Here is a 12,619-nt window from a genome sequence, read left to right on the forward strand (position 1 = left end):
GTGAATAAACGGGAGTGTTCATTGACCGGGAGGGATCAAAATGATTTTTTCAAGGCTTCTTGCACTCGAACTCAGCACTTCTAAATCAAAATTGTCACTGTGAATTTTCCATCCTTTCGAAGGGATGGTTCCGGCTCGGTGAAAGACAAAGCCTCCTAGTGTGTCGTATTCTGGGCTTTGCGGAATGAAAATTCCGAGTTCTTTTTCGATGTCGATGATGGTCATTTTTGCGTCGACAATCCATCCCCCCGCAGGGTAAGGCACGTAAAGCTTTTCTTCATCAATGATGTCGTATTCATCGGCAATTTCTCCAACGAGTTCCTCTAAAATATCCTCTATCGTCACGATTCCTTCGGTTCCACCATACTCATCGACGACAATTGCTAAGTGAATTTGTTGACTTCGGATCTCTTGCAAGAGGTGCGAGATTTTTTTAGTTTCAGGAGTGTAAATTACAGGTTTTAGAAGCTTTTCAAGGGGAGTTTCTAAAGGAGAGGTCTCTTTTTTCTCGATGCAGTTGAAGTAGTATTCCATCACGTCTTTATAGAGAATGACTCCAACAATGTTATCCATTGTATCTCGGTAAACAGGAATCCGGCTATATCCTTCGGATAGAAACTTTTGAGCAGCTTCATGAACTGTTTGGTTGACTGAGAGGCAAAAAATATCAATCCGAGGGACCATGATTTCACGAACAATTCGATCCCGGAATGAGGCAACAGATGTGATAAGGCGTCTATCCAGAGGATCAAGAAGGGTACTGAGTTCAGACTCTTGAACGAGTTCAAGGATTTTATCTTTCACTTTGCTTTTTGCTGGAGCGATCTTATTTCTATAGAAAAGACATTTATGAATTTTTAAGAAGAAGAGAGTGATGGGAGAAAATAGTAGAAGGAAAAAAGTGGAGATTGGAGTGGCGAATCGGAGGATTCCAAAGGGGCTAATATTTGCAGCGTAACGCATGATAAATTCCATGATGAGTGCTATGGCTGCTGCAATGGCAATGGCTAAGGTGACGTGCCAGGGATGTATTCCTACTTCGCTGGGAAAGAGAAGAAAATTGACATAGTAAAAGCAAGTGATCGCAAAGAGAATTCTCAGAAGGTATTTTGTAAAACTGAGAAGATAATAGATGCTATCCCATTTTCCTAATGGGAAAAGACGTTTCACAGTCAGGAAAAAAAAGTAATAGTGAGGCTTCCGCTTGAACTCTTGTTTCAATCGGATGCGGCCTAAAAACTGCAAGGATCTTGTGAGCCCTGTCACGAGACTAATGCCGATGAGAAAAATCAAGGGGGTGATGAAAGATTCAAAGATCATGAGAGTTGCCGGAAAAATTTTGCTTAAGTTTGTAATTAGGGTTAGGATCGGCGAGAAATTCTTGAATCACTCGCACATTTGTGAGGTCAGACGGAAGCTTTCCATTTTTGGATTTGACCGTCACTTTGGCACCGTGTTTTATAAGAAGCTTAAGACATTCGAAGACCTCAGGAACGTTAGGGTTCATGACTGCGCAGTGAACAGGAGTGAATCCCTGGTAGAGTCCGTCACTTATGGTCGCATGGACGTTTGCTCCTTTTTGCTGAAGAAGGAGTTTAACAACTTCGGAGTGGGCTTGCATAGCCGCATAATGTAAGGGGAGAGCCCCTATGAAATCTCCTTGAGGTTGCTTGGGATGAGGATTTATCCTAGGATCTTTTAAAAGGAGTTCGACTTCTTCTGTAAATCCCCACATCGAAGCGAGGTGCAATGCTGTGAGCCCATCGGGATTTTCTTGATTTGGCTCAAGGTAGGGATGAGAGAGGAGAAGTTTGATGAGTTCAATGGATCGGATGCGTATCGCAGTCATCAATGGCGTGAGATTAGAAGAATTGACTCCATTGACTTGGATTCCGGGTGCTTTTAATAAGACGCGAGTTCCTTCTATATTATTTGTACTGACAGCGATCAAAAGAGGAGTTGAAAAATAGCGGTTTGTGGCGTTGACATCCGCTCCTGATTTCAAAAGGAGGGAGAGAATATCGGCTTTGTCTCCTCCTTTCTTTGCGCAAGCAGCTAAATGGAGGGGAGTGTTGTGATCTTTATCAAGATAGCGAATGTATTCAAGCCCTTTTTCTTTAAGACCTTGTCGAATGACTTCTGTGTCTCCGTTTAGAGCTGCCCGTTGGAACTCACTCGGCGCGACGCCCCAACTCAGTGCGCATAACATAAGAAAAAAAGCCGTTGCGTTAACTTTCAGAAATTTCATCAATCAATGCATTTTGCTTTCTTAAATACTTCATACACCTTTTCTCTTCTTCCCGCATTATCTTTTCTTCATCTGGAGATAAGTCATCATAGCCGAGAAGGTGCAAAAGGCCATGAATGATGTACATAGAAACTTCGTCGTAAGGAAGGAGTTTGTGAGCTTTTGCATACTCAATGGCCACTTCTGGACAGACGAAAACCTCACCAAGCACGTGGTGTCCTCCCGGATCTTCATCCGGGGCGTCCACGGGAAAGGTAATGCAGTCAGTTGGTGTCGGGTCTTGAAAGAACTCCTTGTGGAGCTCAGAGATGGTCTTTTTATCCACGAAGTGAATTGAAATCTCATCTGTTTTAACCTTTTTGAAAGCAAGCACACATTCAACGAGAAGCTCAACACGTGCTGGAGGAATTTTTAGGGATTCCTGAGAGTTATAGCAATTGATTTTCACCGCTATTTAACAGGGGTCTTTGGAAGACCTGTGACCTTTTTGTTCTCTCCATCTTTCCAGCGTCCTAATTTGCGAAGGATATCAATACGTTGGAACCGTTTTAGAACGTTTTGCTTTTTGCCACCTTTATTCGATTTTCCGTAACTAGGATGTCTCGACATCTTTTGTATTGCCTCAATTATTTAATCTTTGGAATGAAGGTTCCATGAGCAACTTCGCCACTAAAGACGTTTGCATGCTCTTTAAAACCTTTAGGTAAATTATCTTTTTTCGGGCCCGTTTTTGTCGATCCATATCTTGGTTTTTTCGGGCATCGTTTTAAGCGATCTTTCTTACTCACTCTAGTCATGAAATACTCCATGTTTAGTAAGTAAATACTATACAGACTTTGTCAGAAACTTTCAACCCCAATTCCCACCGAAGATAGAAAATGCAAAATAATTCTTTTAATTTTACAGCCGTTTCCTAAAAAATAAGTTTATGTTTCGAAAACTCTATAATAGGAGAATACCATGAGAAAACTCGACACACTTGTTGCAATCATTATGATTATTGGAGGAGTCAATTGGGGACTTATCGGACTTTTTGACTTCAATCTGATTCAGTATGTCTTTAGTGGTTGTTACATTGATCGCATCGCTTACGTTATCGTTGGAATTGCAGCCGTCTACCAAATAGTTGGCTGGAAAGCGATCAGGAAACGCTGGAAAAGGTAATTAATCTTTCATCTGATCAAAAGCTTGGAGAGCCTCTTCTCGGGATTGTTTAAGATCGATGATGGGTTCCGGATATGTCCTTCCAAGCTTCACCCCAGCTTTTTCCAAAATGCTCTTTGGCGCATCCCAAGGACAAAACAGGTACTTGTCGGGGAGTTTTTTGAGTTCTGGAACGTAACGACGGGTGTATTCTCCGTGAGGATCAAATTTTTCCCCCTGTGTGATGGGGTTGAAAATTCGAAAATAGGGAGCAGCATCTGCTCCTGAACCTGCTACCCATTGCCAGCTGGCACTATTGCTTGCAAGATCAGCATCTAAAAGGTGATTTTCAAACCAGTTTAAGCCTATTTGCCAGTGGATGAGAAGGTTTTTTACAAGGAAAGAAGCAACAATCATTCGAACACGATTGTGCATATAACCTGTTTGCCATAATTCACGCATGCCTGCGTCGACAATAGGAAAACCTGTTTTTCCACTACACCAATGCTGAAGGTATGGGCTTTCCCATTTCCAGGGAAAATAGTCAAATTTTGATTGGAAGTTTTGAGTTGGCAAAGTGGGAAAATGGTAGAGGAGGTAGTAAGAAAATTCTCGCCAGCCAAGTTCACTTAAGAAGGAGCTGGTATTGTGGTCTTGTTTTTGAGAATTAACAACAGACCAGATTTGATGAGGGGAAATTTCCCCAAAATGAAGATGAGGCGAAAGGCGTGAGACTGCATTTTGTGCAGGAAAGTCTCTTCCCGTTTTGTAGTACAAGAGTCCTTCGGCTAAAAACGTCTGAAACTTTTTCCAAGCTGATTTTTCTCCAATGTTCCAGTGTTGCAAAACATTTTCATCCCAGCGAACTTTAGGGAGGAGGTCTAAGTAGTCTAACCCATGATGTTTAACTGGTATTAAATCTAGTTTTGAGGGTGATCCTAAGGGGTCCCTTGGCGGGTCAGCGAATAAACACCCTCTTTTGTAGTAAGGGCTAAATACTTTATAGGGGGTTTCGTCGGCCTTCAAAATTTTCCATGGTTCCCAAAGTAGAAAGCTGCTCCATTCTTGGACTTTGACTTCTTTGTCTAACTGGATTTTGATTTCTTTTTCTTGTGAAATTTGCCATGGTTCATAACCTCGATTCCAGTAAACAGCTTGGATTTGGTATTTTTTGACCAATTGTCGAATGACTTCAAGAGGAGCACCTTGAAAAACAGCCAACTTCCCATCAAGTGATTGACTTAATGATTTTAATGAATGATGCAGCCATACACGACTTGCTGCTCCGAGGGAAAAATGGTTAGGGTCTAAAATGTAGATAGGTAAGACACTACCAATTTTGGCTGCTTCATATAATCCTTGGTTATCGGATAAGCGAAGGTCTTGTTTGAACCAAAAAAGTGTTTTCATTTTTACATGTATACTTCTAAAACATGGTTTTGATCTATAGATTGACAAAAAAAATCGGAAAAAGTTAACGTTATCGCAAAAATGAACAAGGTTCAAAAAAGATGGTCAAAGACGCAGGCTTAAAAAAAGACATTCTCGAAAACGGGTGGGCTATCCTTAACCAAAACGGGCGAGAGGCACTTCGGATGCGAGAGTTAGCAAAGCTAAGCGATTGCTCTGTTGGGACTGTTTACAACCTCTATGAAAACTTAAATGAGATTATTCTGCGACTCAATGTGAGGTGCCTAGACCAAATGTATGGCGTTTTGCATCAAGAGATGCGAAAGGAAATTGAATGTGGGAGCGATCTTCATGAAGTCTTTCACAAAATGGGAAAGGCATATATCTCGTTTGGATTACGCCACCCTAAACTTTGGCGCTCTCTTTTTGAAAGCGTTCCAATTGATCCGATGCCCGAATGGTACAAAGAAAAAGCTCAAAATGGGCTCTTCATCATCGAAGCAGCGGTCCAAAAGAAGTTTGGTCTTTCTGAAGGAAAGGCAAATCAGCTTGTCAATTTCTTTTGGGCGGCGATGCATGGAATGACTTCTATCTTAATCAACAGAAAAATGGAGGCATTGAATGAATCAGCAACCGAGGGTTTTGTTACTTCTTATATAGACCACTGTTTACGTGGTTTCATCCAATAATTTTTTTTAATCAAAAATGAACAACGTTCAAATCGAACAAGGAACTGAATATGAATATTTTAAAGAAAATAATCATTACATTATTACTGAGTGCAAGCACAGCTGGACTCTACGGAGAAGAACAAGTGACAAATAACTACAACTACGCAGGGTTTGGGGCGGGTCTTCCAACGCTTCTCTCTTTGAAAATTGGACATCGAGAGCAGGTGGGTCACCACGGATTTGAATATGGGGTGGGGATAACGCCGCTTATTGTTGTGACAGAGTTTCATGGCTTTGCCAGTTATCTCTACTACCCCAAACCTAATTTGGACTCTCAAACTTATTTAGGTGTGGGACTCAAAGCTGGAGGGTTTATGAGAAAACACCATGGCAAGTTTGGATATGTGGCTCCGGGATTTTTGATAGGTAAGGAGTTTGTCACAAATACCGGTAGCCGGCGTTTCATGCAGGTTGCAGTTGGCGTTGGAGCGCAGACGAAAAAGGGATTTAAGAACTTTTCGTCGATAAGCTTCTCCTACGGATTTGCCTTTTGAGGGTGTCGTACGTGAGTTTTCTGAAGCACCATCTAAAGAGAGATAATTTTATACCCATGGGCTTTATAGGCATGGTAGTGCTTTTGAGCGGTGGTGTTTTTCTCTGTCGAGCTTAGATCTTCAAAGGTATAAATTGTAGTGAAATGGGGATTTAAGATCGGCTCTCCTGTAAGGTTGAAAACGCTGCGGGCCCCATTGGGATTTTCTTCGGAAGAAGTGAGTACAATGAGATCCTGACAGGGGGTATCTTTAATGACGTGAGGAAGAAAACTATCCTGAGGCAAACGCCATAGGAGGAAATCAAGGTATTCTAAGGCCTTTTTGTGTGGCAGTTTAAAAAGAAGAGGCTGTTTTTTTTCAAAGTATTCATGTGCTACGCTGACGATTCGATTCCGCTTCATTTGGTCACTTGTGACTTGGAAGAATGTGACCCGTTTCGTTTTATTTGGTATCTTCGGATTTGTCATCTTTTTTGCCTGGCTGAAAGATTCCACATGAGAGGAGAAATTTAAACAGATCTTCGGTCTCAATATCCACTGTTTTCACTTCTTTATCCGAATACATAAGAAGAAATCCCGAAATGGGGTGAGGGGCGGTGGGAACAAAAATCGATTGAAAGGTGGTATCTTTAACGCGCGGGTCTGTATTTTTTGCCACTTCACTTGGAGGGTCGCCGGAGAGAAGTCCAATAGCATGCGTTTTTTGATGAGGAAAAGGAACAAGAACTGTTCCTTTAAAAAGCTTTTTCCCTTCTTCTGAAAAGACGTTTTTCGTGATGTCAAGTGAGATGCGATAAATGGTTTTGACAATCGGAATTTTTGTAAGCAGGCGGTTTGTCAGTTTTAGGAACCAAGAAAAGAAGATACGTCGTCCCAGGATTCCGAGAATAAAGATGAGCACGACAAAGAGGACGAGGACGATCAGCCTACTGATGACGACGAGAAGGTAATGGTGTTCTTCTGCAATTTGACCTCCATAGAAGCTAATCATTTCTTCAACAAAACCTGTGAAGGGAGCGGTGAGAAGGTCGATCACAAATACGACGACGACAATAGTAATAGTAATGGGAAGGAGGGTGGCAAGTCCTGCAATAAATGTTTTCTTCATGTAGCCTTGGTGTCGTTTGGTACGGGGGCTGGGTATTCAGGTGTGATGACCCCACACGAAACGATATATTTAATGGCTGCTTCGGGCTTCAAGTCAAGATGAATAAGGTCTTCTTTTTTGTACATGAGCAAAAAGCCAGTTGTTGGGTTGGGGGTTGTTGGAACGAGAACTGAAACCATTGGAGCGTTTGCTTTTTCTGAGCAGACATGAGGGGATTCTCGAGAAACGAGTCCCATCACATAGGTTCCATCTTTGGGAAAGGGAACCATCACGACTTGCTTGAATGAACTTTTATCGGTGACAAAAATCGTTTTAATGATTTCTTGCGTGGTTTTGTAGACTTTGTTGATGAGGGGAATGCGGTGGAGAACTTTATCACTTAAATTGAGTAAAGCTTTAAAGAAAAACCAGCGAGCGATCATTCCTAAGAGAAGGGTGAAAAGAAAGAGACAAATGAGAATCAGGAATTTACTTCCGTATAAAACGACTTGTTCACGAGAAAGAAAGAGAAATCCTTTATTTAGGATGTCGAATTCTTTCAGAAAGCTGACAACAATACCAATGAAGGGCTTTGTCAGAAAATTCACAATAAAGACAACGATGGCGATGGTGACAGCAAGGGGAAGTAAAATCACCAAACCAGTAATGAAGCATTTTTTCATATTGATATTCTCCGTAATCCCCTGATCTTATGAGAAAAAAATGTTATTTGGCAAGTGGAACCGCCAAGGGAGGTCTGCGTCTTCTTCTGCGTAGTCAATTCCAATACGTGGTGAGGCTACAATCTCTTTTTTTTCGATGATGAGTCCTCGGTCTTCAAGCCAAATTGCATTTTGACTGAGGGGGGTTCCAGAATGTTTTGTGTGGATTCCTAATGCTTGAGAAAGAGAGCCGGGCCCTGAGGTTAATGTTTTGTCGAGCTTTGTTTTGTTTCTCCGCTTCAGCATTGTTTTTATTCCATGTGTGGGAAAGATTGACCGGATGAGAATCGCATGGGGAGTTCCTTCTTGATGTGTGACGATATTGAAAAGGTGGTGGATACCATAGCAGAGATAGACGTAGGCGGTTCCTCCTGCTCCAAACATCACCTCAGTTCGTTTAGTTCGTCGATTTTGGTAGGCGTGGCAGGCTTTATCTTCCGCCCCTTTGTAGGCTTCGGTTTCAGTGATGATTCCTCCTGTGAGGAGACCGTGAAACTCTGTGAAGAGAAATTTTCCTAAGATTTCTTGCGCGATTTGCGTGACGTCTTCTTTTTGAAAGTATGTTTGTAAAAGGACTTCTTTTTTTTGGACTTTGGCTTTTTCGAGACGTCTTGCAAGAGAATCCATTTACATTCCAAGGTGATTAAATCGATTTCAGATAATACGATTTCTAACGGGTCACCCATTTTAAACGATTTGCCGGTATTTTGTCCTATGAGAGTTTGAATTTTTTGGTTGAATTCATAGAAATCGTCTCGAAGATCGGAAATGTGAATGAAACCTTCGAATTGGAGTGGTTCGACTTCAAAGAAAAATCCAAAAGGTTTGATTTTACTGAGCACTCCTTTGTAAATGCGGCTGGGGTCTTCTTTTTGGTAGGCGGAAAGCAAGCGCAATTTTTTCATGAGAACAACGCTGACCTCTGCTTTGAACGAGGTGCGCTCTTTCTCAGAGCAAGTGCGGGCAATTTCTTCAAGATTTGGAGGGGGAGTTTTATCAAAGAGGAGGCGGTGGATCACGAGATCGCTATAACGTCTGATAGGACTTGTGAAGTGACAATAGTTCTCAAGCGCCAACCCGTAATGGCCCACATTTTGATGAGAATAGATCGCGAGTTTCATACTTCGGATGAAGGCTACGGAAAGGCGGTGAATGTGCGGCGATTGTTTAGCGAGGGTGAAGAGTTTTTGAACGTCTTCTTGCGAGGGCTTTGCATTGAGGGGAAAACCGAGAGAGCGGGCAAGGGCGTAAAATTCTTCGAGGTTTTCTTGGGAAGGTACTTCGTGGATGCGGAAGACGGCTGATTCGCTTCTTTTCACAAAGTATTCGGCCACGATTTCATTGGCCTTTAACATGAATTCTTCCACGAGTTGGTGGGTGATGTCGTATTCGACAACTTGGTAACCGTAGGGTTCTCCTTTTTTATCAACTTGGATGACGACTTCGGGTAGGGCTAAATCGACAGATCCCCGTTCAGAGCGCTTTTTCTTGAGGAGGAGGCAGAGTTCTTCCATGAGCTGTAAGGTTGGCAAGTAAGGACTTTTGATTTTCCCATCTAAGACTTCTTTTGCTTCTTCGTAAGTGAACCGTTTTTGGCTGTAGATATAGGCTTTTTCTATTTTAGAGCGGAGCTGGTTTCCTTCTAGATCGAAATCGACGAGGACAGAGATGGTCAAGCGGAGTTCTTTTTCTTTAAGACTGCAAAGATGATTGGACAAAGCTTCGGGAAGCATGGGGACGCACTCACCTGGAAAATAGGTCGAGTTGGAGCGAAGCTTGGCTTCATCGTCGAATGGACTTCCTTCTTTCACATAGTGGGAAACATCGGCAATATGGACCGCAAGGTGATATCCTTTTTCGTCTTTGGAAAGAGAAAGGGCATCGTCAAAATCTTTAGCGGTTGTGGGGTCAATTGTAAAGGTCTCAAGATCCCTAAGATCGAGGCGTCCGCTTAGATCTTCTTTAGGGACCTTTTTCGGAAGCTTTTTTGCGATCTTAACAAGGTGGGGTGGAAACTCAGCGCGGATGCCAAAGTCTTTGACTGCTGCGGGAATGTCTGATTCTGTATCGTAAATGGTCCCGATTTTTTCCATTACCTCACAGAGGACAGGAGCATTTTCATCTCCCCAATCAAGAACATTTAAGAGAAGGCGGTCTCCTATTTCGTAGGAAATGCCATTCTTTTTTCTGACAAATGCTGATTTCGCGTCGCCTAGAGACTGAACGTAGAGGACATAGTTTCCTTTGGGGTTGATGATCCAGACAATACCAACAAGTTGTTCTTTGGCTCTTTTAGTGATAGAAAGAACATACCCTTCTGGTCCCTTTTCGCTTTTTTTATCGGAGTTAATGGCGATTTCGACAAAATCACCGTCAACGGCATTTTTTTTTAGGTGCTTGGGAATGAAGACATCTTCTGGAAAAAGGGATGGATCGCTTGGGGTGACAAATCCAAAACCCTTCGAGTGAATATGAATAGTGCCTTGGATGACTTGATGGTGGGGTGAGGCTGTTGTGCGTGGTTTGGGCTTAGTCATTAAATTTTTTATTTCTCTTTATCGAGTTACCTAATTATGATTGTATCTAATTACTTTGAAAATCGCAAACTTCTATGAAACGTCTTCGAGTCATTTTACTCACAAATGGGGTAGGGCTATTTGTCTTACTTTTCGTCCTTTTTGGGGCGAAGTCATTCTCTTCACTGTTTCGCTCAACTAACGCAATAAAAAACCATCGCTCGATTGTGGTTGAGCGCCAGGCTTTAAAAGAAGTTTTGAGTCAGTACTCCGACGAGCGACTTTTGAAGATGTATTTAGCAGGACGGGAGATTCTCGAGTGGAATAGAGTTCTAGAAAAAGCCGGTTCCCATGTGGTTCATGAACTGCTAAAAGGGCAGGGAATGTTTTTAGGGATGGAGCATTATCCTAAACATGATGCTTATGATAAGGAAACTTTTGCCCAGTATTACTACCACTCTCATCGAAAGGAAGAACATGGCCATTTCCATCTTTTTTTAAGGCAGGGTGGAATGCCTGAAGGGGTTTTACCTAAATTTTACGATGGGAGAAATGATACCATGAGCGATGTCGACACGTTTTCTCATTTGATTGCGATTTCTATGGATGATGAAGGGTATCCAATCAAACTATTTACCACAAATCGTTGGGTGACAGGAGAAGATTGGTACAAGAGTGAGGATGTATGCAAGATGATAGACCTTTTTCAAATTGAACATACCCATCCTTCTTGGGTAACCAACAAATGGCTGAGCTCGATGCTTCGCCTTTTTTATCCTCAAATTTCTGAGCTTGTTTTGCGTCGTGAGCAGGATTTAGAAAGGAAAAGCCAGGCGGATACATTAGTTGATGCTATGGAAGATTATCAACTTGATGTGCTTTCAGAGTTAGAAATTTCAGTAGAGGCTCAAATGGATGTGTTGAGCCGTTTAATTGAAGAAAGGGGAATCGAAATTCCCCTTTAAGCAGAGCTTTTAACGTTGGTTTTTGTTGGGCTTGGAACCATTTGCAGGTTGGCAAGGTCCACAGGGCTCACATGGTCCACAAGGTTGACACTGGCCATCTCCGTCATTTGGTTCGCAGCTTAGGCTTTTCTTTTGGCAAGAAAGCATAAGCATTCCGCAAACTGCAAGACACAAGCTAAAGGTTAGCGTAAATTTTTTCATCAACAACCTCCGATTAGGTATGCTTTTTGGAATAAGGGGAACAGAATCATTTGTCAAGAAGAACTTTGACAAGTTCTTCGCTGCCGCCTATCAAGGAGTAGACGTTTGATAGTCCTTCAGCTCTAAGAGCGCGCGCAAGAGAATGACTTCTTTTTCCTTTCTGACAAATGAGTAGATACGAGATTTGAGGGTCTAGATTTCTAAAATCAAATGCGCTCATTGGGATCGTTAGTACATTGTTCCCAGGACAGGGGGCTTGACAGGTCTCTTCTTCTTCTCGTATGTCAATCCATTGAAAGGGGTAATCGTTTAGATTTTTGCTTTCTATTTCCCAATCGGATTTGTCGACAAGATGGAGAATACGGGGAGATTCCCCGCAAAGAGGGCACTCCTTGTTTTTAGAAAAGGAAAGGACTTGTTTTGAGTGGTAGACGAGATCGGTGAATAAGATTTCGTGAGAAGGAAGTGTAGGCATCTTCAGAAAGTACTTAATGGCTTCCATGGCTTGTAGAGTTCCAAAGTATCCTGGGACGGGACCTAAAACTCCGACTTCTTGGCAGGTTCCAACGCACCCTTCTTGAGGGGTTTCCTCCCAAAGGCAACGGAGGCATGGGGCGCTTTTCTCAGGTATGTAGGTTTGGAGTTGTCCTTCAAATTGATAGATGCTCGCTCTCACAACGGCTTTTTTCGCAAAATACGCAGCGTCGTTGATCAAAAATTTGGCGCGAAAGTTATCTGTGCAATCTAAAATGAGGTCATAAGATTCAAAAAGAGAAAGGGCATTTTTGGCTGTGAGGTGAGAAGGGTGGCATTCGACTTTGATAAAGGGATTCAAAGACTCTATTCGCTTCTTTGCCAGTTCTGCTTTTTTCTTCCCCAAGTCTTCAAAGCGATAAAGAGGTTGGCGGTGCAAGTTGCTTTCATCGAGTGTGTCTCCGTCGCAGATTCCGACAGTTCCTACTCCGGCTGCTGCAAGGTAGAGAAGAGCAGGCGATCCCAGCCCTCCAGCTCCAACGACAAGACACTTAGAGTTTTTTAGTAGCTCTTGTCCTTCTTCGCGCACTTCGGGAAGACGGATTTGTCTTGAGTAATACTGTGTCATG

At 42.4% G+C, this 12,619-nt stretch carries 16 protein-coding genes; 4 read left to right on the forward strand and 12 right to left on the reverse strand.

From position 1 onward, the window contains the following. Positions 1 to 18 precede the first annotated feature (18 nt). From SNE_RS04925 to SNE_RS13280, 5 genes are read right to left on the reverse strand one after another with little or no spacing between them, the layout of a single operon-like run. A complete protein-coding gene (locus SNE_RS04925; protein ID WP_013943249.1) occupies positions 19 to 1,320 on the reverse strand; it encodes a hemolysin family protein in 1,302 nt (433 codons plus the stop codon). After that, entirely contained in the window at positions 1,310 to 2,248 is a 939-nt protein-coding gene (locus SNE_RS04930; RefSeq protein WP_013943250.1) for an ankyrin repeat domain-containing protein, read from the reverse strand. The genes SNE_RS04925 and SNE_RS04930 overlap by 11 nt, the downstream gene beginning before the upstream one ends. Further along, the gene (gene ybeY, locus SNE_RS04935; RefSeq protein ID WP_013943251.1) at positions 2,229 to 2,696 is read right to left on the reverse strand and encodes an rRNA maturation RNase YbeY; all 468 of its coding nucleotides are present in this window, start codon (positions 2,694 to 2,696) and stop codon (positions 2,229 to 2,231) included. Before ybeY ends, SNE_RS04930 begins: the two co-directional genes overlap by 20 nt. Before the next feature lie 2 nt (positions 2,697 to 2,698). Further along, positions 2,699 to 2,857: a small basic protein gene (locus tag SNE_RS12725; protein ID WP_013943252.1), complete on the reverse strand. Its 159-nt coding sequence runs from the start codon at positions 2,855 to 2,857 to the stop codon at positions 2,699 to 2,701. A gap of 17 nt (positions 2,858 to 2,874) precedes the next feature. Continuing rightward, entirely contained in the window at positions 2,875 to 3,045 is a 171-nt protein-coding gene (locus tag SNE_RS13280) for a hypothetical protein (protein ID WP_173361970.1), read from the reverse strand. A 163-nt stretch (positions 3,046 to 3,208) separates the two neighbouring features. On the opposite strand from SNE_RS13280, the gene SNE_RS04940 reads away from it, so the two are divergent. Continuing rightward, positions 3,209 to 3,412 carry a DUF378 domain-containing protein gene (locus SNE_RS04940; RefSeq protein WP_013943254.1) on the forward strand — a complete coding sequence of 68 codons (204 nt, stop codon included), beginning with the start codon at positions 3,209 to 3,211 and terminating at the stop codon, positions 3,410 to 3,412. Here the strand turns inward: SNE_RS04940 and SNE_RS04945 are convergent, their stop codons facing one another. Then, on the reverse strand, positions 3,413 to 4,801 hold the full coding sequence (locus tag SNE_RS04945; RefSeq protein ID WP_013943255.1) for a cryptochrome/photolyase family protein: 1,389 nt from the start codon (positions 4,799 to 4,801) through the stop codon (positions 3,413 to 3,415). 101 nt (positions 4,802 to 4,902) lie between these two features. On the opposite strand from SNE_RS04945, the gene SNE_RS04950 reads away from it, so the two are divergent. Continuing rightward, positions 4,903 to 5,490 (forward strand): TetR/AcrR family transcriptional regulator, encoded by a 588-nt coding sequence (locus SNE_RS04950; protein WP_013943256.1) that lies wholly within the window; start codon positions 4,903 to 4,905, stop codon positions 5,488 to 5,490. A gap of 50 nt (positions 5,491 to 5,540) precedes the next feature. Continuing rightward, on the forward strand, positions 5,541 to 6,026 hold the full coding sequence (locus tag SNE_RS04955; protein WP_013943257.1) for a hypothetical protein: 486 nt from the start codon (positions 5,541 to 5,543) through the stop codon (positions 6,024 to 6,026). Positions 6,027 to 6,058: 32 nt separating this feature from the next. Here SNE_RS04955 and SNE_RS04960 read toward each other — a convergent pair whose 3' ends face one another. From SNE_RS04960 to SNE_RS04980, 5 genes are read right to left on the reverse strand one after another with little or no spacing between them, the layout of a single operon-like run. Further along, a complete protein-coding gene (locus SNE_RS04960; RefSeq protein WP_013943258.1) occupies positions 6,059 to 6,493 on the reverse strand; it encodes a DNA polymerase III subunit chi in 435 nt (144 codons plus the stop codon). After that, positions 6,468 to 7,133 carry a DUF502 domain-containing protein gene (locus tag SNE_RS04965; protein WP_013943259.1) on the reverse strand — a complete coding sequence of 222 codons (666 nt, stop codon included), beginning with the start codon at positions 7,131 to 7,133 and terminating at the stop codon, positions 6,468 to 6,470. Before SNE_RS04965 ends, SNE_RS04960 begins: the two co-directional genes overlap by 26 nt. Further along, positions 7,130 to 7,795: a DUF502 domain-containing protein gene (locus tag SNE_RS04970; protein ID WP_013943260.1), complete on the reverse strand. Its 666-nt coding sequence runs from the start codon at positions 7,793 to 7,795 to the stop codon at positions 7,130 to 7,132. The genes SNE_RS04965 and SNE_RS04970 overlap by 4 nt, the downstream gene beginning before the upstream one ends. Positions 7,796 to 7,822: 27 nt before the next feature. Further along, entirely contained in the window at positions 7,823 to 8,461 is a 639-nt protein-coding gene (locus SNE_RS04975) for a DNA-3-methyladenine glycosylase (RefSeq protein ID WP_013943261.1), read from the reverse strand. Then, complete coding sequence (locus tag SNE_RS04980) at positions 8,350 to 10,371, reverse strand: ribonuclease R family protein (protein ID WP_013943262.1); 2,022 nt, start codon at positions 10,369 to 10,371, stop codon at positions 8,350 to 8,352. The genes SNE_RS04975 and SNE_RS04980 overlap by 112 nt, the downstream gene beginning before the upstream one ends. A gap of 74 nt (positions 10,372 to 10,445) precedes the next feature. Between SNE_RS04980 and SNE_RS04985 the strand changes: the two genes are divergently transcribed. After that, entirely contained in the window at positions 10,446 to 11,315 is an 870-nt protein-coding gene (locus tag SNE_RS04985; RefSeq protein WP_013943263.1) for a DUF6969 family protein, read from the forward strand. Between the two features lie 247 nt (positions 11,316 to 11,562). Here the strand turns inward: SNE_RS04985 and SNE_RS04990 are convergent, their stop codons facing one another. Then, the gene (locus SNE_RS04990) at positions 11,563 to 12,618 is read right to left on the reverse strand and encodes a HesA/MoeB/ThiF family protein (RefSeq protein ID WP_013943265.1); all 1,056 of its coding nucleotides are present in this window, start codon (positions 12,616 to 12,618) and stop codon (positions 11,563 to 11,565) included. Between the last annotated feature and the right edge of the window lies 1 nt (position 12,619).

Origin of the sequence: Simkania negevensis Z (assembly GCF_000237205.1) — a bacterium.
GTDB classification, from domain to species: Bacteria; Chlamydiota; Chlamydiia; order Chlamydiales; family Simkaniaceae; genus Simkania; species Simkania negevensis.